Genomic DNA, 19,827 nt, shown 5'->3' on the forward strand with positions numbered 1-19,827 from the left:
GCGCGATTGTCCCGGCTGGGGGTCTGGCCTAGCTTGCCCGGACGCGAAGGGACATCGGATGACCGCGACGGCCTTTGACAGCTTCGAGACCTACAAGGCGCGTAAGCGGTTCCTGAACCTCGACGGGATTCGCTTTCTCTGCATCTCGGCAGTGATCTGGCACCATGCGGGGATCGAGCTGCCTTTCCTGACGCAGCTGTTCAGCCGAGGGTTCCTGGGCGTCGATTTCTTCTTTGTGCTGAGCGGTTTCCTCATTACGACGCTGTTGCTGCGTGAGCGGGAACGCAAGGGGCGGGTGAGCTTCCGCGGTTTCTACTGGCGCCGGTTCCTGCGGATCATCCCTGTCTATTTCTTCGTCGTGACGGCGGTGACGGCCTATTACGGGATCGTGCAGGGACAGGCCGAGGCGCTGGAACGGGCGCCTTATTACTACCTCTTCCTGTCGAACTTCATGCAGGGCGATACGCCGCTCCTGGCGCCGACGTGGTCGCTGTCGGTGGAAGAGCAGTACTATGTCCTCTGGCCGCTGCTTCTCGTGTTGATCCCGGCACGGTGGATCGTGCCGTTCCTACTCGCCATGATCGCGGTCAACGTGCTGATCATCATGGGCGCGTTCGATTTCATCGCCGAGGAGCCCTATCAGAGGGGGCTTTTCATCCTGACCCTGCCCAATGCTACTTATGCACCCATCCTGATGGGGTCTCTGGCGGCAATCCTGCTCAACCGGAAAGGCGCCTACGAAGTCTTGGGCCGTTTCCTCGGGCAACGATGGATGGCGCTGGCACTTGGGCTCGCGCTGCTCGTGATGTTCCAGGTGACGCCAGCCGACCTCAGGGGCCTGCCGAACCTCGCGATCCACCTGACGATGACGGCGATGCTCATCAGCCTTCTGGTGCGCGAAGAGAACCTCCTGAAGCCGTTCCTGAACTTCGCGCCGGTCGTGCGGGTGGGGGAGATCAGCTACGGGATGTATCTCTACCACCTGATCGGGCTGCATATAGCGACCGTCGGGATGAAGCTCGCAGGTTTCGAATCGAAGTGGCTGGGCCTCATCGGCATGTTCGCGATCACCTGGGTGATCTCGGAAGTCAGCTACCGGACGCTGGAGGCCGCGTTCCGGTCGTTGCGCGCCAAGCCGCCCTTCTTCATCGCGCCCTCAACGAAAGTTCAGCCTTCGAGCTGAGCACGCTCCCTCGACCGGGGGCATGGAATCATCGAGAAGGTGGGGTGTTTCCCTTGAGAGATGCCATCTATGCCGCTCGCATTCCCCGCGCCCCTTGCGCCCTTCGCATCGAAGGCCGAGGCGACGCGCGGGCGCCTTCATCCTGAAGAAGAAAGCTCCGGGCGGACGCCATTCCAGCGCGACCGCGACCGGGTCCTGCACACCGTCGCCTTCCGCCGCCTGAAGCACAAGACGCAGGTCTTCGTCTTCCATGAGGGGGATCACTACCGCACCCGGCTGACCCACAGCCTCGAAGTCAGCCAGATCGCGCGGGCGATGGCCCGGACCCTGAAACTCGACGAGGATCTCGCGGAAGTCGTTGCGCTGGGCCATGACCTCGGCCACCCGGCCTTCGGGCATACCGGAGAGGATGTCCTGATCGAGATGATGGAAGGGGCAGGGGGCTTCGACCACAATGCGCAGACCCTCCGTCTGCTGACCAAGCTCGAGCGCCAGCACGGGGCCTATCCGGGGCTGAACCTGACCTGGGAGGCGCTCGAAGGGACCGTGAAGCATAACGGCCCGCTGATCGGTGAGCACCGGACCAAGGACAAGCCGCTGCCGCTGGCGATCGAGGAATATGCCGAGAAACACGATCTGTGGCTGCACGCCTGGCCGAGCCTCGAGGCACAGCTTGCGGCGCTGTCAGATGATATCGCCTATAACAATCACGATTGCGACGATGGCCTGCGGGCAGGGCTCATCACTTTTGACGAAGCGATGGACGTGCCTCTCATCGGCCCGGCGCTCCATGCAGCGCAGAAGGACTGGCCCGGCGAGCCGCGGGAGGTGCAGATCGCCGAGGCGGTATCGAGCCTGATCGGCCGGATGGTCGCCGATGTGCTGGGCGAGACGCGGGCGCGACTCGAGGCCCTCAACCCTCAGTCAGCGGACGATATTCGTCTTGCAGGCAGGGCGACGGCTGCATTCTCGGAAGGGATGACCGAGGAGCTCAAGGTCTTGCGCGGCTTTCTCTTCGAGCGGGTCTACCGGCATTACAAGGTCAACCAGGTGCGCAGCCAGGCCAAGCGAATCGTCCGTGACCTGTTCGTGCTCTTCCGGGACGAGCCGGAGGTCCTGCCGCCAGCGTGGTTCGAACGGCAGAGGGGCGAAAGCATGCAGAAGCGCAAGCGCGTCATCTGCGATTACATTGCTGGCATGACCGACCGTTATGCCATCCATGAGCACAAGCGGCTCTTTGATCTCTCGCGAAGTTTCATCTGATGGTTAACAGCGTCTTTACCAATGGCGCGCGAAAGCCTTAACCGAGCGGAAAGGAAATCCCGATGTCCAGCACGGTGGCCAATGTGAACGACATTCTGGAAGAAGACGAAGGCGGCCTGTCCGGCTTCACGATTCTCGCCATTCTCGCGACCCTCGTCGCGGTTTTCATTCTCGTGGTCTTCTACGCCTATCGCCAGGGCAAGGCGTCTGCGATCGCGGCGAGCGAACAGCTCCCGGTCGTGGCCGCGGATCCCTCGCCGGTGGCCGAAGACATTCCCCTCGACGTGACCCGTGAAGGGGCGCGGCAGGAGGTCTATGACCGGGTGTCCGGCGCCGTCGATACGCGGGTCGTGACCTCGGAAGACCCCGCGCGCGATGCCCTTGATGGCTATTCCGGCGCGCCGAGCAGCATGTTGCCGCAATCGGGCACGCTGGCGAGCGCGGACGAGCCTGCCGATGATCCGGTCGTCACCGCGATGACCCAGACCTCCGAGCCTGAGCGCCCCGTCACCCCACCGAGCCAGAAGCCTGCTACCCAGGCATCGGCTCCAGCCCAGTTGCAAACCCGCACGGCCGAACGCCAGACCCCGATCCGTGCGACCACGACGCCGGAGCGCCCTGCGACGACCGAGGCGGCAAGCGCCACCACGGTGTCCGCCCTCGCAGGCACCCACGTCGTGCAGGTCGGTGCGTTCCCCTCCACGCAGGCCGCCTACGACCATTTCGACAGCCTCTCGAGACGCATGGGCACGCTGCTCGCCGACAAGAGGCCCGACGTGCAGGTGGCCGAGGTCAATGGGCGGACTTACCACCGCCTCCGCATCGGCCCGTTCGATTCCAAGGCCGCGGCACAGAATTACTGCGCGCAGCTCAAGAACCGTGGTCAGGACTGCCTGGTTCGCGGAGTTTAATGAGACAGCGGGAGGCGACTCGGCTTAGCTGATCCTTCCCGCTGATTTGAAAGAGAAAGCGTGTTCGACGATCAGGTTCCCGATTTCGAGGAAGACGCCGGCCGGAGCGATCCGACCGAAACCCTGATCCTTCGCCTCGAAGGCTATGAAGGCCCGCTCGATGCGCTCCTGGATCTCGCCCACCGCCAGAAAGTGGATCTGCGCGAGATTTCGGTTCTCGCACTGGCCCAGCAATATATCGAGTTCGTCGAGGAGGCGCGGTCACGGAACCTGCAACTCGCCGCCGACTATCTCGTCATGGCGAGCTGGCTGACCTACCTCAAGACGCGCCTGCTTCTTCCCAAGCAGGAGGGGGATGAAGAGCTCTCCGGCGAGGAAATCGCCGCGCTGCTCGCCCACCGCCTGCAAAGGCTGGACGCGATGCGGAAGGCCGCGCGGGCCCTGACCGGGCGGCGGCTCCTTGGCCGGGACATCTTCCCCCGAGGCGTGCGCGGGACGGAAATTCGCCGGACGACCCACACGGCGGCGGAGCTTTTCGACCTGCTGCAGGCCTACTCCAACCAGCGCTTGCGCGCCGCGCCGCCCGAGAAGCGGGCCGACCCGATCCCGCTGTTCCGTATCGAAGAGGCGCGGGACGAGCTGAAGACGGCGCTCACCGAGAACGATGACTGGTTCGAGCTGACCGGGATATCGAGCCGGCGGGACTTCGACGCGCCGCGTGGCTCGGTTGTCGCCTCGACGTTCACCGCTGCGCTCGAGGCCGGCCGGGACGGCCATGCCGCGCTGCGACAGGACCAAGCTTTCGACCCGATCTTCGTGAGGGCCGCAAAATGAACGCACTCCAGCCGATTGAAGCCGCCGACGAGGCCGAGGCGCCGCTCGACCTGCAGGACGAGGCCATTGCCGACGCCCAGCGCTTGCGCCGGATCGAGGCGCTGCTCTTCGCATCCCCTGAACCGCTGAGTGAAAACCTCATTGCGGACAGGGTGCCTGGCGGCGCCGTGAAGCCTCTGCTCGAGGAACTCCAAGAGCTTTACAAGGACCGCGGCATCAACCTGCGCAAGGTGGCGAACCGATGGCAATTCGTGACGGCCGAAGACTGCGCCGAGGTCTTGGTTACGACTCAGGAGACGACAAGGAAGCTGTCGCGTCCGGCTCTCGAGACCCTTGCGATCATTGCTTATCACCAGCCCTGCAGCCGCGCGGATATCGAAGATGTCCGCGGTGTGTCCGTGTCCAAGGGATCCCTCGACCAGCTCATGCAGCTTGGCTGGGTCAAGATGCGGGGCCGCCGCGATGCGCCCGGCCGCCCGTTGCTCTACGGCACGACACCGGCCTTCCTTGAGCACTTCGACCTCGAATCCATCGGAGACTTGCCAGGTCTTCAGGATTTGAAAGCCCAAGGTCTGCTAGAGGGCACCCTGCCGCCGGGCTTCGACGTCCCGCGCCCCACGGATGCCGTGGATGGCGAAGACGAGGACGAAGACAGCTACGACGGTTGATGTCGGTAGGCCTTCGGCGCAGGAGGCCTTGTCCACTCTGATGAGTGCTTAAGGAGGCTCTATGGCGATCGGGCCGTGGCAAATCGCGATAATTCTGGTGCTGGTGCTTCTCCTGTTCGGGGGACGAGGCCGCATTTCCTCGATGATGGGCGACCTTGCGAAGGGCATCAAATCCTTCCGCTCGGGCCTCGCTGACGACAGCGATGACGAGAAGCCTGCGGGTGCGACCTCGTCGCTCGAATCGAAGCCCGTCGAGCCGGTGACGACCGACGAGAAAGAGCGCACGAAGGCTGAATAATGAGCCTCGTTCCGCAGCTCGGCCTGCCGGAGATCCTGGTGCTGGCCATGCTGGCCCTCCTGGTAATCGGGCCGAAGGACCTCCCCAAATTTCTCCACTCCGTCGGCAAGATGGTGGGCAAGATCCGCCGCCTGGCCGATGAATTCCGTGCAGGGATCAGCCAGATGGCGCGCGAAGCCGAGATGGAAGAGATGCGCAGGGAAATCGAGGAACTGAAGAAAACAGCGGGTGCTGATGACGTCCAGAAAGCCTTCCGCGACCTCGAAAGCGATGTGAACAGCGCTGTCAGCGTGGCCTCCTCGCGACCGCACCCCCATGACGAGCATCCTCCGCATGAGGGGGAAGAGCAGGCCGGAAGCGATGGCGCCCCGGAGCCGGAACCCGGTGCGAAGACGTCCGAGGGCACGCATGGCTGATAACGTTCCGCAACCGGACATTATCGACGCGCGAGACGGTGCCGACGAGATCGAGCAGAGCCGCGCGCCGCTGATGGAGCACCTGATCGAACTGCGCGCGCGGCTGATGATTATCGTCGGTGCTTTGGCAGCAGCCTTCGTTCTCTGCTTCCTCGTCAGTGCGCCGCTCTACAATTGGCTGACGCTGCCCTTCGTCAATGCTGTGACCGCGGCAGGACAGGAGACGGCGGTCCTGAATTACGCCCCGCTCGAGCTGTTCTTCAGCCGGATCAAGCTGAGCTTCTTCGCGGCGCTCATGGCATCCTTCCCGATCACGGCCTGGCAGATCTATGCCTTCGTGGCGCCCGGTCTTTACAAGTCGGAGAAGCGGGCGGTGCTGCCGTTCCTTTTCGCCATGCCCGTGCTGTTCGCGATGGGGATCGCGCTGGTGCACGTCATGGTCCTGCCCATGGTGCTCGATTTCGCGCTCGGTATCGAAGCGGGGACCGAGGCGGGCGCGCCTGCGAACTACAATCTCTTCGTGAAGGTGGGTGAGTATCTGAGCCTCGCTATCGCGCTGATGGTCGGGTTCGGATTCGCCTTCCAGCTTCCGGTGGTGCTGATGCTGCTGGGGCAGGCGGGGCTGATCTCGGCGGAGTTCCTGTCGCGCAACCGCCGCTATGCAATTGTCATCATCTTCCTCGTCGCCGCCTTCCTGACGCCGCCGGACCCGATGAGCCAGATCGCCCTCGGCGGGACTATTCTGGTTCTCTACGAGCTCTCCATTTGGGGCGTGCGCTGGACGCAAAGAAAAAGGGGCCCAGTGGCCCCTGAAACAAGCGCTGGTTGAACCAGCTTGATTGTTTTCAATTAAAAGCGGCCAGCAGCTGAGGCGGCTGGCCTGATCAGGGCACTGCCTTACGCGGCCGAGGCTTTCTTGCGGCCACCGCGCTTGGTCGCGGCCTTGCGGCCACCTTGGGTGCCGAGGCCGATTTGCTTGGCGAATTCCGACCGGCGCTTGGCGTAGTTCGGAGCGACCATCGGGTAGTCAGCCGGCAGGTTCCATTTGCGGCGATATTCTTCGGGGCTGAGATTGTACTGCGTGCGCAAGTAGCGTTTCAGCATTTTCAGCTTCTTACCGTCCTCGAGGCAGATCAGGTAATCGTCGGTGATCGACTTCTTCACCGGAACGGCCGGCTTCTGCTGGACCTCTTCTTCCTTGGCGGTGCCGCCGAGGTTGCTCAGCGTCTGAAAGGTGTTTTGCAGCAGCTCTTGGAGTTGATCAGCAGGGACCGAATTGTTGCTGACGAAAGCGGCGACGATGTCGGTGGTCAGCGCAAGAGTTTCGGAGGTGTCGATGACATCCTGCTGAGTGGTATTGTCTGTCATTTTAAGTCCTTGAGGGGTCATTTGTTTGGGCGCTTTGCGTACAGGTAGAACGAATTCCTGTTCATTACGCCTCATTTTGATCTAGGGCGCTTAGAGAGCTTTGACTGCCCTGCCAAGAACAAAATCGCGTAAAGGTACTGCACTGTTGAAACTCAATTGGGTGACAGCGAAGTGTTCGCAGGTGCCAAAAATTGAGACGTTGCGACCCCTTCCAGATGAAGGCGGACGGGCGTAGGGACCGCATGACGACGAAAGGTGCTCAAGTCCCGATGACCACTGCAGAACCCCTTGCAGCCCAGCCATTCTCCTTTGAACGCGGCCTCGCGGAAACCGATCCCGAGCTCCAGGCGATGATCGACCGGGAACTGGACCGGCAACAAAGGCAGATCGAGCTGATCGCTTCAGAGAACATTGTCAGCCAGGCCGTGCTCGATGCACAGGGCTCGGTCCTGACCAACAAGTATGCGGAAGGTTATCCGGGCCGCCGCTATTACGGCGGCTGTGAGTTCGTCGATCAGGTCGAACAGCTCGCCATCGACCGGGCCAAGCGCCTCTTCGGCTGCGAAGAGGCGATCGTGCAGCCGCACTCCGGCAGCCAGGCCAACCAGGCCGTCTTCATGGCGCTGCTGAAACCCGGCGACAAGATCATGGGCCTCGACCTCGCGGCCGGTGGGCACCTGACCCACGGCGCCAAGGTCAACCAGTCAGGCAAATGGTTCGAAGCCGTCCATTACGGTGTCCGCGAGGATGACCACCGCATCGACATGGATGAGGTCCGCAAAAAGGCGCTCGAAGAAAAGCCGCAGCTCATCATCGCAGGTGGCTCCGCCTACAGCCGGATTATCGATTTCGCGGCCTTCCGTCAGATCGCTGATGAAGTGGGTGCGTATTTCCTTGTCGATATGGCGCACTTCTCTGGCCTCGTCGCAGGCGGTCACTATCCGTCCCCGGTCCCGCATGCCCATGCCGTGACCTCCACGACGCACAAGACGCTCCGCGGTCCCCGTGGCGGCATCATCCTCACCAACCACAAGGACCTGGCCAAGAAGTTCCGCTCGGCGCTCTTCCCTGGCCTGCAGGGTGGTCCGCTGATGCACGTGATCGCAGGCAAGGCGGCGGCCTTCGGTGAGGCCCTGACGCCTGAATACAAGATCTACACGAAGCAGGTGATCGAGAACGCCAAGGCGCTCTCGGCTGTCCTCGTGGAGGCGGGCTACGCGGTCGTCTCGGGGGGCACGGACAGCCACGTGATCCTGGTCGACCTGCGACCGAAGGGTGTGAAGGGCAACGAGGCCGAAGAAGCGCTCGAACGCGCAGGCATGACCTGCAACAAGAACGGCGTGCCGAATGACCCCGAGAAACCCACGGTGACGTCGGGTATCCGCCTTGGGACCCCCGCGGGCACGTCACGCGGGTTCGGCGTTGCGGAATTCCAAGAGACCGGACGCCTGATCGCAAGGGTGCTCGATGGGCTGGCCGAGGGCGGTGATACCACCGAGCTCGAGAACGCCGTGCGTGTCGAGGTCGAGGCTTTGACGGCGCGCTTCCCGATCTACGGGGGCTGAGCCTTTCTCCTGCGAAGAGCTGCGGCTAGGGTCCTGCGATGCGCTTGATCCTGACCGCCGCCATCGTCCTTCTCTCCTTCGCACATGCGGAGGAGCCCGAGGAAGCCATCCGCTCGGTCCTTTCGGCCCAGGCCGAAGCCTGGAACCGGGGCGACATTCCGGCTTTCATGGACGGGTATCTGAAGACCGACGCCTTGCGGTTCGCCTCAGGCAATTCCGTCCAACGCGGCTATGACGAGACACTGGGGCGATACCTGCGCAATTACGGCACGCCGGAGAAGATGGGGACGCTCAGCTTCAAGGACCTCGATGTCGATGTCCTGAGCGATGACGCTGCCGTGGTGTTCGGGCGGTTCCACCTTGAACGACCGGAAGAGGGCGATGCGACCGGGCTGTTCACGCTGATTTTCCGCAAGATCGATGGGTCGTGGGTCATCGTCCACGATCACACGTCGAGCTGAGACCTGAATGACAGAACGCTAGGCCGGAGGCGGCTTCCCAACGCCTCTGGAAAAGTCTATCTCCCGCGCGATGCGCTGCCCTTTCTGCAATGGTGAAGACACCCAGGTGAAGGACTCCCGGCCTGCCGATGACGGCGCCGCGATCCGTCGCCGACGGCTGTGCAACACCTGCGAGGCGCGGTTCACGACCTTCGAACGGGTGCAGCTGCGGGAGCTTGTCGTGCTGAAGTCGTCGGGGCGCAAGGTGCCCTTCGACCGCGAGAAGCTGCAGCGTTCGATCCAGATCGCGACTCGCAAGCGCGATATCGACCAGGATACGATTGATCGGACAGTCAGCCAGATCGTCCGTACGCTGGAGCAATCCGGCGAGACCGAAATCTCCTCGAGCACCATCGGCTCCCACGTCATGGCCGCGCTCAAGGATATCGATGACGTCGCCTTCGTCCGCTACGCGAGTGTCTACAAGAACTTCCGCGAGGCCAAGGACTTCGAAGGCTTCCTCCGTGAGATGAACAAGTGAACGAGAAAACCAAAGACTACGCCAAATCCCGCCGTGAGGCGCGGACGCTGGCGCGGCTCGGTGCCGTGCAGGCGCTTTATCAGATGGAGCATTCGGGGCAGGGCGTGGACGCGACCGTGCGCGAGTTCCTGAACCACCGCCTCGGAAGTGAGCTCGACGGCGTGGCAATCCGCGAGGCTGACGACGAGTTTTTCGTCGACCTGACCCGCGGTGTGGTCGAGGCGCAGCGCCCGATTGACCGCCTGATCGACCGGAACCTGCGCGAAGGCTGGAGCCTGAAGCGGATCGACAGCACTGCGCGTGCCATCCTGCGCTGCGGCGCCTTCGAGATGATCCGTAGACCCGATGTACCGGCCAAGGTGGTGATCGACGAGTATGTCGAGATCGCCAACGACTTCTTCGGCGAGGGCGAGCAGGAGCCGAAATTCATCAACGGCCTGCTCGAAGCCTGTGGCCGCGAGGCGCGCGCGGAAGAGTTCGCGTAGGGCCCGTGGGCGAGTTCGAGCGCATCGCCCGCTTTCTCGCGCCACTGGCGGGGGAGGGGGCGGAGGGCCTCAAGGACGACGCCGCCTATTCCTATGACCGTGTGCTGACGAAGGACGTCCTTGTCGAGGGTGTCCATTTCCTTTCCTCCGACCCGGTCGATCTCGTTGCGCGCAAGGCGCTGCGGGTGAACCAGTCCGACGTGATCGCCAAGGGCGCGACGCCTGAAGCCTACCTGCTGGGGCTTGTCTGGCCAAAGAGCCGTACCGAGAGCGCTTTTGCCGATTTCTGCGCCGGGCTCGAGCTCGAGCAGCGGGAGACGGGCCTGAAGCTCTTGGGTGGTGACACCACGGCAGGGGATCGGCTGCTTGTCAGTGTCACGATGTTCGGAATGCCTGTCTCGGACCGCAGGATCCTGCGCAGTGGCGGACAGGCAGGTGACCTTGTCTATGTGTCGGGGACCATTGGCGACGGTTTGCTGGGGCTTGAAGCGGCGAAGCTGTCTCCGCCAGCCGACGATGCCGCGGCGATGCCTTACCGCGTGCCGCGAGTGCCGTTTGGCGTCGAGCGCCTGATCGCCGACCATGCCACGGCGTCGCTTGATGTCTCGGACGGGCTGGTGGCGGATGCCGGACACCTCGCTGAAGAGAGCGGTGTGCAGATCATCATCGACGCAAGCCAGGTGCCTTTGTCCGATGCCGGACGGAAAGCAAGGGCACAGGGCAGGCTGGCCGAGCTCCTCACAGCTGGCGACGACTACCAGAGCCTGATCCTCGCGCCTGCCGATGCTGCGAAGGCGCTGCGCGGCAGCTTCACGGCGATTGGCAGGGCGGTGGAAGGCGAAGGGGTAATCGTGCTTGGTGCCAACGGGGAGCCGATGGAGCTGAAGCGCTCCGGGTGGGACCATTTCGGTCGTTGAACACTGAAATGACAGGGAGGACACATTGCTGTCCTGCCCCTTGCGCAGGCGAGGCCTCTCGCCATATGCTGATAAACGATAAAACGACCGGTCTCAGACCGGCACCATTGTTTGGGGTGAGTTTCTCGCGCGATGCGGGGTTCGCCCGGCAATGACGGACGAATTCCCTATCGCTTGGCTCAAGCTCGACCTCTGCCCGGAGGTCCCGATACAGGGAAATCAACCGTGCAAAAACCAATCCTTCCCGCCATTGCTTCCGCCGCCTTCATGGTCGCCAGCGCCTCGGCCCAGGACGTCGCCGTGACGGTGGACACCTGGATGCTCGAACACAACAAAGGTGCCGAGCAGGTCTACAAGAATTTCGAGCGGGCGGTGGACCGGGTCTGCCGCAAGACCACGGGCCGTCTTCACTGGGTCGATCGTGAGTGTACGGCGGACCTGATGGACCAACTGGTCGTCGACATCAACCACCCCCGGATCGACCGTCTGCATACGGGGGCTGCCGTCCGTTATGCCGAAAGGGATGGCAACGCGGATAACCGATAGCCCTCCTGTCGGTCAGGTAATAGGGTGACGCCGCGCTCCTCCTGCGCTATGCGGGAGCCGCGTCCCCTTAGCTCATCAGGATAGAGCGACAGATTCCTAATCTGTAGGTAGCAGGTTCGAGTCCTGCAGGGGACACGTTTTCCTTCTGTCCTATCGCTTGGTTGTTGGAGGCGGTTCTTGTGTCCCACGCCTCCAACGGCGCGGCCGTTGACCTCACGCTATCGTTAGCAGTCTTCGCTCTTTGCTTCTTCATGCTGCACCTGCTGAAAGGCGGAGACGATTCTATCGGAGAGGCCCATGACTGACCGCGCCCATGCCAAGCTGTCCGAGCTGAAGAAGCGGCTGCAAGAGCTTCGCGGACGGCTGGAAGACGACCCGTTGGCCAACCCGGTTCGTCGGCTAGGCCACGACCTTTCCCGCGCCATCGAGGCGGGCGAGCTGAGCCTCGACGATACCGAGAGGATGATCGAAGCGCTGGCCGAGGAAGCTGCCGCCGCCCGCGCCGAGAAAGGCAGGGCCTATCTCGCCGCAGGAGGGAAGCTGGTCGACGCAATCAAGCTGCTTGCCGAAGGCGCCGACGATCTGGAGACCCTGCGCGAGAGGACTGAAAAGCCGCTGGAGACCATTGTCTTCACCGGCCACCCCACCTTCGCGATGACCGAGAAAGGCGGCGCAGCGCTCCGCGGCCTTGCGCCCTTGGTCGAGGCCACGAAAATTCGGAAGCGGATCACCCTCGAGGACGAACACCGTGAGGCTCTCCGCGCGCTGGCCTCAGCCGCCGACGCGACGAGCAGGGCTTCCGAAGAAATTCTGAAGATCGCTCGGGAGCGCTTCGGTGACGGGTTCCGTTCGCTGCTTCCCATTCCGGTGAGTCTCGCGACCTGGGTCGGCTATGACCTTGATGGCAGGCAGGATATCGGTTGGACACGGATCTTCCGTCACCGCTTGCTCGAGAAGACCGAGGCGCTGGCTGACTATGTCCGCCGTCTTGAAGACTTGCCTGGCTGCGGTGACATCGCCGCGCGCCTGAACCGAGCCCATGACCGTGCCCGGCTCGAGGCTGACGGCTTCGCCAGCGACGATATTGTCGGATCACCCGAGGCCGTCGCCGAAGCGGCCAACCGGCTGACTGCGGACGGACCGGACAGGCTGGTTTCGCTGGCGCCGGTGATCGAAGAGCTTCGGGACATCGCCAGGACGGTAGAAGCTGATGACGCGATACGGATCCTCGGCGTCGCTTCGCTGATGAAGGCGAGGGGTCTTGGCGTCGGCGAGATCCATTTCCGGCTCAACGCCTCGCAGATCAGGAACGCGACGCGCTCCCTGATCCCGATTGCTCGGGATGCGGACCTTTTTGGCCATACGGTGTTGCACGCGGTGAATGAGGCTGCCGCCAATGTGAAGCCGGTGCGCGTGAACTTCGCCAGCCTCGCGCAGGAGACCTCTTCGGCGCGCAGGATCGCCATCACCGCGGCGCAGATTATCAAGCACATCGATGCAGACACGCCGATCCGCCTGCTGATCGCGGAATGCGAAAACCCGGTGACGGTGCTGACGGCGATCTACATGGCGCGGCGCTATGGGACTGAGAACCATCTCGATATATGCCCGCTTTTTGAAACCGCCAAGAGCTTTGACCGCTCGCGCAGGATCCTGAACGTGCTGCTGGCGCAGCCGGCATTCCGCGAACAGGCGGAGCTGCGTGGCCGGATCGCCATCGAAGCCGGATTCTCCGATGCCGGACGGTTCATGGGACAGGTCCCGGCGACGCTGGCGATCGAGCGGCTCCAGGTGCAGCTTGCCCGCGAGATGCGGTCGCAGGGGCTCGATCATCTCGACGCGGTGATCTTCAACACCCATGGCGAAAGCATGGGCCGGGGCGGCCATCCGGCCTCGATCCTCGATCGCAGCCGATACGTGCTGTCGCCCTTCGCACGGGACACCTTCGGCAAGGCGGGGATCCGGCTTTGCCATGAGATCAGCTTCCAGGGCGGTGACGGCTACAGCTGGTTTGCCTCGCCTGAGGCTGCCGAGGCCATTGTTGCGGGCCTCATCAAGGCGGAAAGCTGTATCGGTGATCCGTCAACTGATCCTTTCTACAAGAACACCGAAGCGAGCCTCGATTTCTACAACTCGATCCGCCAGCAGCAGATCGACCTTTTCCATCAGGAATCGATGACGCAGGTCGCGATGGGGCCGGGGCTGGCGCTCCTTCCGCCCGCTGGGTCGCGGAAGACCAAGCGACAGTTCGAACGTCCGGGCGAGGAGGAGCTGAGCCTCCGCCGCATCCGTGCCATCTCGCACAATGGCAGCCTGCAGCAGATCGGCTATGTCGCGAACATTCACGCGGGCGTGGGCGAGGCGATCGGGACCGAGCCCGAGGCGTATACGGAGCTCGCGAGAAACTCGGACCGCTTCCAGAGGCTGATGCGCCTTGTCGAGCGGGCGGCAGAGCTGTCCGACATGAAGACGCTGATCGCCTATATGAAACTCTATGACGGCAGCTTCTGGGCGACGCGGCCGATCTCGGGCAGGGAACCGGAGCTCGAGAAAGCCTGCGCCGATCTTGCGACGCATCTCGTCGGCGACAAGCGCTATTTTGCTGCGCTGGAGCTTGCGGCCCGGCTGCGGCCCGGCGCGATCAAGCTGAAGCGCGGACTGAAGAGCATGGGCTTCGACAAGCTCGGTCCGGCGCCTGCCAATCTCGACCTGTTGCACGCGCTACGGCTGGCCCTGATGCAGCACATGTTCCTGCTGGGCGCGCGACTTCCGAGCTTCGTGCGGGCAGGCGGTTTTTCCCGGCCGGAGGTGATGGACGAGATCCTCGCCCTCGATGTTCCGCGTGCGGTAGAACAGCTGCGTGAGGGCTTTCCGCAGCGCAAGGAGGACATGATCCAGAAGCTCGTTGACGAGCCTGCCGACGAGACGGATGCGGAAACTGGCTACGATGTCATCGAGCGCGAAACCATCGCGCCGCTGGAGCGCAGCTTCGAGCAATGCCGCAGGATCAGCCTCGCGATTGCCCACCATTTCGGGGCCCATGGCTAGGCCGCATCACCTCTCCCCCACGGGAGAGGTGCCGCTGCGCGCGTCATCCGCCTAAGCGATGTCGATAAGGTGGCTCGCTTCGGGGAGGTCTTCGCCGAAGGCGCGTTGGTAGAATTCAGCGACCAGAGGACGCTCCAGCTCGTCGCATTTGTTCAGGAACGTCACCCGGAACGCGTAGCCGATGTCGCCGAAGATCTCGGCGTTCTGGGCCCAGGTAATCACAGTCCGTGGGCTCATCACGGTGGAGATGTCACCAGCCATGAGGGCGTTGCGGGTCATGTCGGCAACCCGGACCATGGCGTCGAGGGTCTTGCGGCCTTCTTCGGTCTGGTAGCTTTTCAGCTTGCTCGCGACAATTTCCATTTCTTCCTCGTGCGGAAGATAGTTCAATGTCGTGACGATCGACCAGCGGTCCATCTGACCCTGGTTGATCTGCTGCGTGCCGTGATAAAGTCCCGTGGTATCCCCAAGGCCGATCGTGTTGGTCGTTGCGAAGAGGCGGAAGCTCGGATGCGGCTTCAGGACCTTGTTCTGGTCGAGGAGCGTCAGCTTGCCCTCGGCCTCGAGCACGCGCTGGATCACGAACATCACATCCGGGCGGCCAGCATCGTATTCGTCGAAGACGAGGGCGACGGGGCGTTGGAACGCCCACGGGAGGATGCCTTCCTTGAACGAGGTGATCTGCTTGCCGTCCTGGATCGTGATCGCGTCCTTGCCGATCATGTCGATGCGGCTGACGTGGCTGTCGAGGTTGATCCGTACACAGGGCCAGTTGAGGCGCGAGGCGACCTGCTCGATGTGGGTCGACTTGCCCGTGCCGTGATAGCCCTGGACCATCACGCGGCGGTTGTGGGCGAAGCCCGCGAGGATCGCGAGGGTCGTCTGCGGATCGAAGCGGTAAGAGGGATCGCGCTCGGGCACGTGCTCTCCGCCTTCGGAGAAGGCAGGGACCTGCATGTTCGACTTGATGCCGAAGGTCTCGGCCACGGACACCGTGGTATCCGGCTGGCGGGAGGGGTCGACGTCCGAACGCTCGCTCATACGCACTCCTTGACTGGGTCTATGGGCCGCCGCGGCGGCTCACGGCGGGGAAATTGCTCCCCGCCGTGTCTCAGGGCTAGCCCGGAAAGTCTAGGGCGCCTTTGCGCCGCAGCAATCCTCGCCTATTTGCCTGACGCTGCCATCTGCTCGTCGCGGATGGCGCGGAACTCGTTGCCTTCGTACCAGTTTGGATAGCCTTCGGTGTTGGCGATCTCGAGGCCGGTGTCGCGGAGGATCGTCAGGAGCTCCGTCATGCCGTCCCAGCGCCAGGTCGAGGGGTGGTCCACCTCGTCGGTGACGTTGTGGTACGGGCCGGAGGTGTAGGCGTCGCCAGCCGCATTGCCGGCCTCTTCGCCGCCTTCGATCAGGTCTACGCCGTTGTCGACATAGAGCATCGGGACACCGCGTTTCGCGAACTCGACGTGGTCAGAGCGGTAGAAGTAACCGCGCTCGGGCGTCGGGTCGGGGCGGAGGACCTTGCCTTTCCGGCCTGCTACCTCAGCCAGGATGTCCTCGAGCTCCGAGGAGCCATAGCCGACGACGGTGAGGTCGTTGGCGGGACCCGTGGGCAGGATGGCGTCGATATTGATGCCGCCGACGATCGAAGAGAGCGGAACCGGCGGGTTCTCCGCGAAGGCTTTGGAGCCAAGGAGGCCCGATTCTTCCGCCGTCACGGCGAGGAAGATCTGGGAGCGCGAAGGGCGGTAGCCTGCATCGGCATAGGTCTCGGCGATGGCGAGGATGCCGCCCGTGCCCGTCGCGTTGTCAACGGCGCCGTTATAGATTCCGTCTTTGCCATTTGCCTGCATCGCCTCGTCAACGCCCAGATGGTCCCAGTGCGCGGTATAGATCACGTATTCGTCAGGCCTGTCGGTGCCGGGCAGGACACCCGCGACATTGGCGCTTTCGGTCTCTTCGAGGCTCTGGGTCAGGTTGGCGGAGAAGGTGATCTCTCCAATCGGCACGGGCGTGAAGCCGGCCATGGTGGCCTGCTCTTCCATGCCCTCGAGATCCATGCCTGCCTGCTCGAACAGCTGCTCGGCCTGTTCCTCGGTGATCCAGCCCTCGAGCATGACGGGAGCCGTGTCGTTCGGGTTGCGCGGCAGGTTGAGCTGCGGGCCCGACCATGAGCCTTCCACGACGCCCCAGCCATAGGCTGCGGGAGCGGCCTGGTGAATGATGATGGCCGCCGCTGCGCCCTGGCGCGCGGCTTCTTCGAACTTGTAGGTCCAGCGACCGTAATAGGTCATGGCGTTGCCGCCGAAATCCTCGCCCTGCTGGCGGAAGCCCGGATCGTTGATGAGCATGACCACCGTCTTTCCGGTGGCATCGAGCCCTGCATAATCGTCCCAGCCATACTCCGGCGCCACGACGCCGTGGCCGACGAAGATGACTTCGGAGTCCTCGATCGAAAGCTCGGGGTCATCGCGCTTGGTCCAGTAGACAGCTTCCGGTCCGTATTCGAGCGGATCGCTGAGCGTGTCGGAGTAGTTGAACCGTGCCGATGACCGGCTTGGGTCGAGGGTCCTGCTGACCAGCGTCACCGGGTGCTCGAAGCTGTCGCCGATCGGCTCGAGACCGAGGCGCTCCATCTCCGAGACGAGGTACTCACGGGTCTTCTTGCCGCCGGGCGTGCCCGGTGCGCGACCCTCGAAGCTGTCATCGGCCAGGGTGAGAACATGGCGCTTCAGGACCTCTTCGGAAACCGGGCCAAGCGCCTCCATCGGGTCTTCGGAAGCGGCCTGGGCCTGAGGCGCGGCCGTGGTGTCCGCGTCCGTCCGCTCGCTGCCGCCGCACCCAAGGAGGGCGATAACAGTTATGCCTAGAAGCGCCTTTGTCTTGAACATGAATTCTGCTCATCTCTTGCTTAATTTGCTGGATAATCGCGCCTGGCCTCGGGAACAAGCGGGAAAGGGCGCTGCAGGGAGGAACATGGAGCAGCAACGGATCGAGGATGTCGTCATCATCGGTGCCGGCCTGTCAGGGATCGGCGCGGCCAGTCGCCTGCGCATTCACCTGCCGCACCTGTCGCTCAGGATCTTCGAAGCGCGTGATTCGATGGGCGGGACCTGGGACCTCTTCCGCTATCCCGGCATCCGCTCGGACAGCGACATGTACACCCTGGGCTATCCCTTCAGGCCCTGGCACCTGCCCAAGGCGCTGACGGATGGTCCTTCGATCAAGAAATATATCGAGGAGACGGCCGCCGAGTACGGTGTCGACGACAAGATCGAGTATCGCTCGAAGGTCACCGAGCTCTCCTTCAATTCCGACGAGGCGCTGTGGACCGCCAAGGTCGAGCGCGAGGACGGCTCGGTCGAGCGGGTGATGTCGCGCTTCGTGATTTCCGGCGTTGGCTACTACGACTATGAGCGGGGCCATGTGCCGATGATGGGCGGGGAGGAAGACTTCCGTGGCCAGATCATCGAGCCGCAGTTCTGGCCCGAGGACCTCGACTACCAGGGCAAGAAGGTTGCGGTGATCGGCTCTGGCGCGACGGCCGTGACAATCGTTCCGGCCATGGCCCAGTCGGGGGCCGGACACGTCGCGATGATCCAGCGCTCGCCGACCTACATCGCCTCGCTGCCCGCCAAGGACCCGTGGTTCGATACGGTCAGCAAGGTGCTGCCGCCCGCTGCGACCTACAAATTCTTCCGTATCAAGAGGCTGCTGATGGGCACCATGACCTATCAGCTCTCGAGGCGCTTCCCCGGCTGGATGAAAAAACAGATCCTCAAGGCGACGGAAGAGGCCCTCGAAGGCAAGGTGCCGGTCGACCCGCACTTCAAGCCGAGTTACAACCCGTGGGACCAGCGCTTCTGCCTCGTTCCGGACAATGACCTTTTCGATGTCCTGAAAGACGGCAGTGCCTCCATCCACACGGGCGCTATCGAGAAGTTCACCGAGAAGGGCGTGCTGCTCGCCGATGGGACGGAGGTCGAAGCCGACATCGTCATCAAGGCGACGGGTCTCAAGCTGAAGCCGCTTTCGGGCATGAACATGTTCGTGGACGGAGAGAAGCGCGAGTTCAAGGACAGCTTTATTTACAAGGGCTTCATGTTCTCAGGGATGCCGAACTTCGCGGCGCTGTTCGGGTACACGAACGCTTCATGGACGCTGAAGACCGACCTTGCCTGCCGCTATCTCTGCCGCCTCATCAAGGAGATGGAAGACCGCGGCATGGACATCATCGAGCCGAGCTATGGTGCGGTGGCGCCCGAGGCACACCCGGCGATCGACCTCAAATCCGGCTATGTGAACCGCGGCATCGACATGTTCCCCAAACAGGGCGGCGAACGTCCGTGGAGGAACCATCAGTCCTATATAGCGGATTACTTCGACATGAAGTTCGCGAAGCTCGATGATGGCGTCATGACCTTCCGCAAGGCCGAACCCGTTCCCGTGCTGATGAAGGAAGCCGCTGAATGACCCAAGGCAAGGGCACCGTCGTCATCACCGGTGCAGGGAGCGGGATCGGCAGGGCGCTGACGGCGCTCTGTGCAGAGCGCGGCTATGACCTCGTCCTTTACGACATCAATGGCGAGGAGCTGGAGAGCTCTGCCGAAACCGCGCGGGCAAAGGGCGTGAAGGTTGCCGCCCGTGTCCTCGACGTGGCTGATGAAGGCGCGATCAACCAGGCCGCGGAGGAGGTGGCGCAGGAGCAGGGTGCGATCCGTATGCTGTTCAACAATGCTGGGGTTGCACTGGGCGGGCTGTTCGAAGACTACACGCCGGAGGAATACAAATGGCTGATGGACATCAATTTTTACGGTGTCGTCAACATGAGCCGGGCGTTCCTGCCGCTGTTGCGCAAGTATGAGGGCAAGGCGCAGCTGGTGAATGTCAGCTCTGTCTTCGGCATTATCGCGCCGGAAGGCCAGACGGCCTATTCAGCCGCGAAATTTGCCGTGCGCGGCTTCTCGGAGGCGCTGCGGCACGAGCTTGAAGGCTCGAATGTCGGCGTGACGGTGGTCCATCCCGGCGGCGTGGCGACCAATATCGCCAAGCGCGCACGGGTCTCCGACAAGGTCCCGAAGGAACAGCACGAGATCGCGCTCAAACGCGCGGAAAAATCGCTGAGCATGCCCCCGCCGCGGGCCGCGGAGATCATCCTGAACGCTGCGGAGCGGGGCGACGGCCGGATTCTCGTCGGGACCGACGCGCGGATCCTGACGGCAATCACGAGGGCCTTTCCGATCCATTATTGGAAGATCCTGAAAGCCATACCCGGCCTGCGACCCCCGGAACGGCAACAATGATAGCGCTAACGCCGGTTTTAAGCATGTTTCTTCCAATGTTACGG

Annotated in this window: 20 protein-coding genes and 1 tRNA gene; 18 read left to right on the forward strand and 3 right to left on the reverse strand. The window is 63.0% G+C overall.

From position 1 onward, the window contains the following. The first annotated feature begins 58 nt into the window (after nucleotides 1–58). From IE053_RS02270 to tatC, 8 genes are all read left to right on the forward strand, one after another. Nucleotides 59–1,183, forward strand: coding sequence for an acyltransferase family protein (locus IE053_RS02270; RefSeq protein WP_189571087.1), 1,125 nt, complete (start codon nucleotides 59–61; stop codon nucleotides 1,181–1,183). A gap of 60 nt (nucleotides 1,184–1,243) precedes the next feature. Beyond that, nucleotides 1,244–2,446: a deoxyguanosinetriphosphate triphosphohydrolase gene (locus IE053_RS02275; protein ID WP_373302861.1), complete on the forward strand. Its 1,203-nt coding sequence runs from the start codon at nucleotides 1,244–1,246 to the stop codon at nucleotides 2,444–2,446. A gap of 62 nt (nucleotides 2,447–2,508) precedes the next feature. Next, complete coding sequence (locus tag IE053_RS02280) at nucleotides 2,509–3,357, forward strand: SPOR domain-containing protein (protein WP_189571093.1); 849 nt, start codon at nucleotides 2,509–2,511, stop codon at nucleotides 3,355–3,357. Between the two features lie 60 nt (nucleotides 3,358–3,417). After that, a complete protein-coding gene (locus IE053_RS02285) occupies nucleotides 3,418–4,191 on the forward strand; it encodes a segregation and condensation protein A (protein ID WP_189571096.1) in 774 nt (257 codons plus the stop codon). Continuing rightward, nucleotides 4,188–4,859: an SMC-Scp complex subunit ScpB gene (gene scpB / locus IE053_RS02290; protein ID WP_189571099.1), complete on the forward strand. Its 672-nt coding sequence runs from the start codon at nucleotides 4,188–4,190 to the stop codon at nucleotides 4,857–4,859. The genes IE053_RS02285 and scpB overlap by 4 nt, the downstream gene beginning before the upstream one ends. A 61-nt stretch (nucleotides 4,860–4,920) precedes the next feature. Then, nucleotides 4,921–5,157 (forward strand): twin-arginine translocase TatA/TatE family subunit, encoded by a 237-nt coding sequence (tatA, locus tag IE053_RS02295; protein ID WP_189571102.1) that lies wholly within the window; start codon nucleotides 4,921–4,923, stop codon nucleotides 5,155–5,157. Then, nucleotides 5,157–5,573, forward strand: a complete 417-nt coding sequence (tatB, locus tag IE053_RS02300) for a Sec-independent protein translocase protein TatB (RefSeq protein ID WP_189571105.1) — start codon at nucleotides 5,157–5,159, stop codon at nucleotides 5,571–5,573. The genes tatA and tatB overlap by 1 nt, the downstream gene beginning before the upstream one ends. Continuing rightward, the gene (gene tatC, locus IE053_RS02305) at nucleotides 5,566–6,402 is read left to right on the forward strand and encodes a twin-arginine translocase subunit TatC (protein WP_189571108.1); all 837 of its coding nucleotides are present in this window, start codon (nucleotides 5,566–5,568) and stop codon (nucleotides 6,400–6,402) included. Before tatB ends, tatC begins: the two co-directional genes overlap by 8 nt. 68 nt (nucleotides 6,403–6,470) lie before the next feature. On the opposite strand, the gene IE053_RS02310 is transcribed toward tatC, so the two are convergent. Beyond that, complete coding sequence (locus tag IE053_RS02310; RefSeq protein WP_189571110.1) at nucleotides 6,471–6,941, reverse strand: Ros/MucR family transcriptional regulator; 471 nt, start codon at nucleotides 6,939–6,941, stop codon at nucleotides 6,471–6,473. A gap of 269 nt (nucleotides 6,942–7,210) precedes the next feature. Between IE053_RS02310 and glyA the strand changes: the two genes are divergently transcribed. From glyA to IE053_RS02350, 8 genes are all read left to right on the forward strand, one after another. After that, on the forward strand, nucleotides 7,211–8,506 hold the full coding sequence (glyA, locus tag IE053_RS02315) for a serine hydroxymethyltransferase (protein WP_189571114.1): 1,296 nt from the start codon (nucleotides 7,211–7,213) through the stop codon (nucleotides 8,504–8,506). Between the two features lie 38 nt (nucleotides 8,507–8,544). Further along, nucleotides 8,545–8,967: a YybH family protein gene (locus IE053_RS02320; protein ID WP_189571117.1), complete on the forward strand. Its 423-nt coding sequence runs from the start codon at nucleotides 8,545–8,547 to the stop codon at nucleotides 8,965–8,967. A gap of 70 nt (nucleotides 8,968–9,037) precedes the next feature. After that, nucleotides 9,038–9,487 carry a transcriptional regulator NrdR gene (gene nrdR, locus IE053_RS02325; protein WP_189571119.1) on the forward strand — a complete coding sequence of 150 codons (450 nt, stop codon included), beginning with the start codon at nucleotides 9,038–9,040 and terminating at the stop codon, nucleotides 9,485–9,487. Then, entirely contained in the window at nucleotides 9,484–9,972 is a 489-nt protein-coding gene (nusB, locus tag IE053_RS02330; RefSeq protein WP_189571122.1) for a transcription antitermination factor NusB, read from the forward strand. The genes nrdR and nusB overlap by 4 nt, the downstream gene beginning before the upstream one ends. A 5-nt stretch (nucleotides 9,973–9,977) precedes the next feature. After that, on the forward strand, nucleotides 9,978–10,889 hold the full coding sequence (gene thiL / locus IE053_RS02335) for a thiamine-phosphate kinase (RefSeq protein ID WP_189571125.1): 912 nt from the start codon (nucleotides 9,978–9,980) through the stop codon (nucleotides 10,887–10,889). A 225-nt stretch (nucleotides 10,890–11,114) separates the two neighbouring features. Further along, a complete protein-coding gene (locus tag IE053_RS02340) occupies nucleotides 11,115–11,435 on the forward strand; it encodes a UrcA family protein (RefSeq protein WP_189571127.1) in 321 nt (106 codons plus the stop codon). A 61-nt stretch (nucleotides 11,436–11,496) separates the two neighbouring features. Continuing rightward, nucleotides 11,497–11,570: transfer RNA gene (locus IE053_RS02345), tRNA-Arg, on the forward strand. Between the two features lie 162 nt (nucleotides 11,571–11,732). Continuing rightward, on the forward strand, nucleotides 11,733–14,483 hold the full coding sequence (locus IE053_RS02350) for a phosphoenolpyruvate carboxylase (RefSeq protein ID WP_189571130.1): 2,751 nt from the start codon (nucleotides 11,733–11,735) through the stop codon (nucleotides 14,481–14,483). A gap of 51 nt (nucleotides 14,484–14,534) precedes the next feature. Here the strand turns inward: IE053_RS02350 and cobS are convergent, their stop codons facing one another. Beyond that, entirely contained in the window at nucleotides 14,535–15,524 is a 990-nt protein-coding gene (gene cobS / locus IE053_RS02355) for a cobaltochelatase subunit CobS (RefSeq protein ID WP_189571133.1), read from the reverse strand. Between the two features lie 122 nt (nucleotides 15,525–15,646). After that, nucleotides 15,647–17,371: a M28 family peptidase gene (locus tag IE053_RS02360; protein ID WP_189571137.1), complete on the reverse strand. Its 1,725-nt coding sequence runs from the start codon at nucleotides 17,369–17,371 to the stop codon at nucleotides 15,647–15,649. Between the two features lie 85 nt (nucleotides 17,372–17,456). On the opposite strand from IE053_RS02360, the gene IE053_RS02365 reads away from it, so the two are divergent. Next, nucleotides 17,457–18,953 carry a flavin-containing monooxygenase gene (locus tag IE053_RS02365; RefSeq protein ID WP_189571140.1) on the forward strand — a complete coding sequence of 499 codons (1,497 nt, stop codon included), beginning with the start codon at nucleotides 17,457–17,459 and terminating at the stop codon, nucleotides 18,951–18,953. Next, nucleotides 18,950–19,783, forward strand: coding sequence for an SDR family NAD(P)-dependent oxidoreductase (locus IE053_RS02370; protein WP_189571143.1), 834 nt, complete (start codon nucleotides 18,950–18,952; stop codon nucleotides 19,781–19,783). Before IE053_RS02365 ends, IE053_RS02370 begins: the two co-directional genes overlap by 4 nt. Nucleotides 19,784–19,827: the final 44 nt, after the last annotated feature.

This window comes from Parvularcula lutaonensis, assembly GCF_014651915.1.
Classification (GTDB): Bacteria; Pseudomonadota; Alphaproteobacteria; order Caulobacterales; family Parvularculaceae; genus Parvularcula; species Parvularcula lutaonensis.

Bases quoted from the DNA above. Each gene is read 5' to 3' on its own strand.
- glyA (WP_189571114.1), top strand. From the start codon at position 7,211: ATGACCACTGCAGAACCCCTTGCAGCCCAGCCATTCTCCTTTGAACGC.
- IE053_RS02280 (WP_189571093.1), top strand. From the start codon at position 2,509: ATGTCCAGCACGGTGGCCAATGTGAACGACATTCTGGAAGAAGACGAA.
- IE053_RS02270 (WP_189571087.1), top strand. From the start codon at position 59: ATGACCGCGACGGCCTTTGACAGCTTCGAGACCTACAAGGCGCGTAAG.
- IE053_RS02310 (WP_189571110.1), bottom strand. From the start codon at position 6,941: ATGACAGACAATACCACTCAGCAGGATGTCATCGACACCTCCGAAACT.
- nrdR (WP_189571119.1), top strand. From the start codon at position 9,038: ATGCGCTGCCCTTTCTGCAATGGTGAAGACACCCAGGTGAAGGACTCC.
- IE053_RS02350 (WP_189571130.1), top strand. From the start codon at position 11,733: ATGACTGACCGCGCCCATGCCAAGCTGTCCGAGCTGAAGAAGCGGCTG.
- IE053_RS02320 (WP_189571117.1), top strand. From the start codon at position 8,545: ATGCGCTTGATCCTGACCGCCGCCATCGTCCTTCTCTCCTTCGCACAT.
- tatB (WP_189571105.1), top strand. From the start codon at position 5,157: ATGAGCCTCGTTCCGCAGCTCGGCCTGCCGGAGATCCTGGTGCTGGCC.
- cobS (WP_189571133.1), bottom strand. From the start codon at position 15,524: ATGAGCGAGCGTTCGGACGTCGACCCCTCCCGCCAGCCGGATACCACG.
- tatC (WP_189571108.1), top strand. From the start codon at position 5,566: ATGGCTGATAACGTTCCGCAACCGGACATTATCGACGCGCGAGACGGT.
- IE053_RS02360 (WP_189571137.1), bottom strand. From the start codon at position 17,371: ATGTTCAAGACAAAGGCGCTTCTAGGCATAACTGTTATCGCCCTCCTT.
- IE053_RS02365 (WP_189571140.1), top strand. From the start codon at position 17,457: ATGGAGCAGCAACGGATCGAGGATGTCGTCATCATCGGTGCCGGCCTG.
- tatA (WP_189571102.1), top strand. From the start codon at position 4,921: ATGGCGATCGGGCCGTGGCAAATCGCGATAATTCTGGTGCTGGTGCTT.
- IE053_RS02370 (WP_189571143.1), top strand. From the start codon at position 18,950: ATGACCCAAGGCAAGGGCACCGTCGTCATCACCGGTGCAGGGAGCGGG.
- scpB (WP_189571099.1), top strand. From the start codon at position 4,188: ATGAACGCACTCCAGCCGATTGAAGCCGCCGACGAGGCCGAGGCGCCG.
- IE053_RS02275 (WP_373302861.1), top strand. From the start codon at position 1,244: ATGCCATCTATGCCGCTCGCATTCCCCGCGCCCCTTGCGCCCTTCGCA.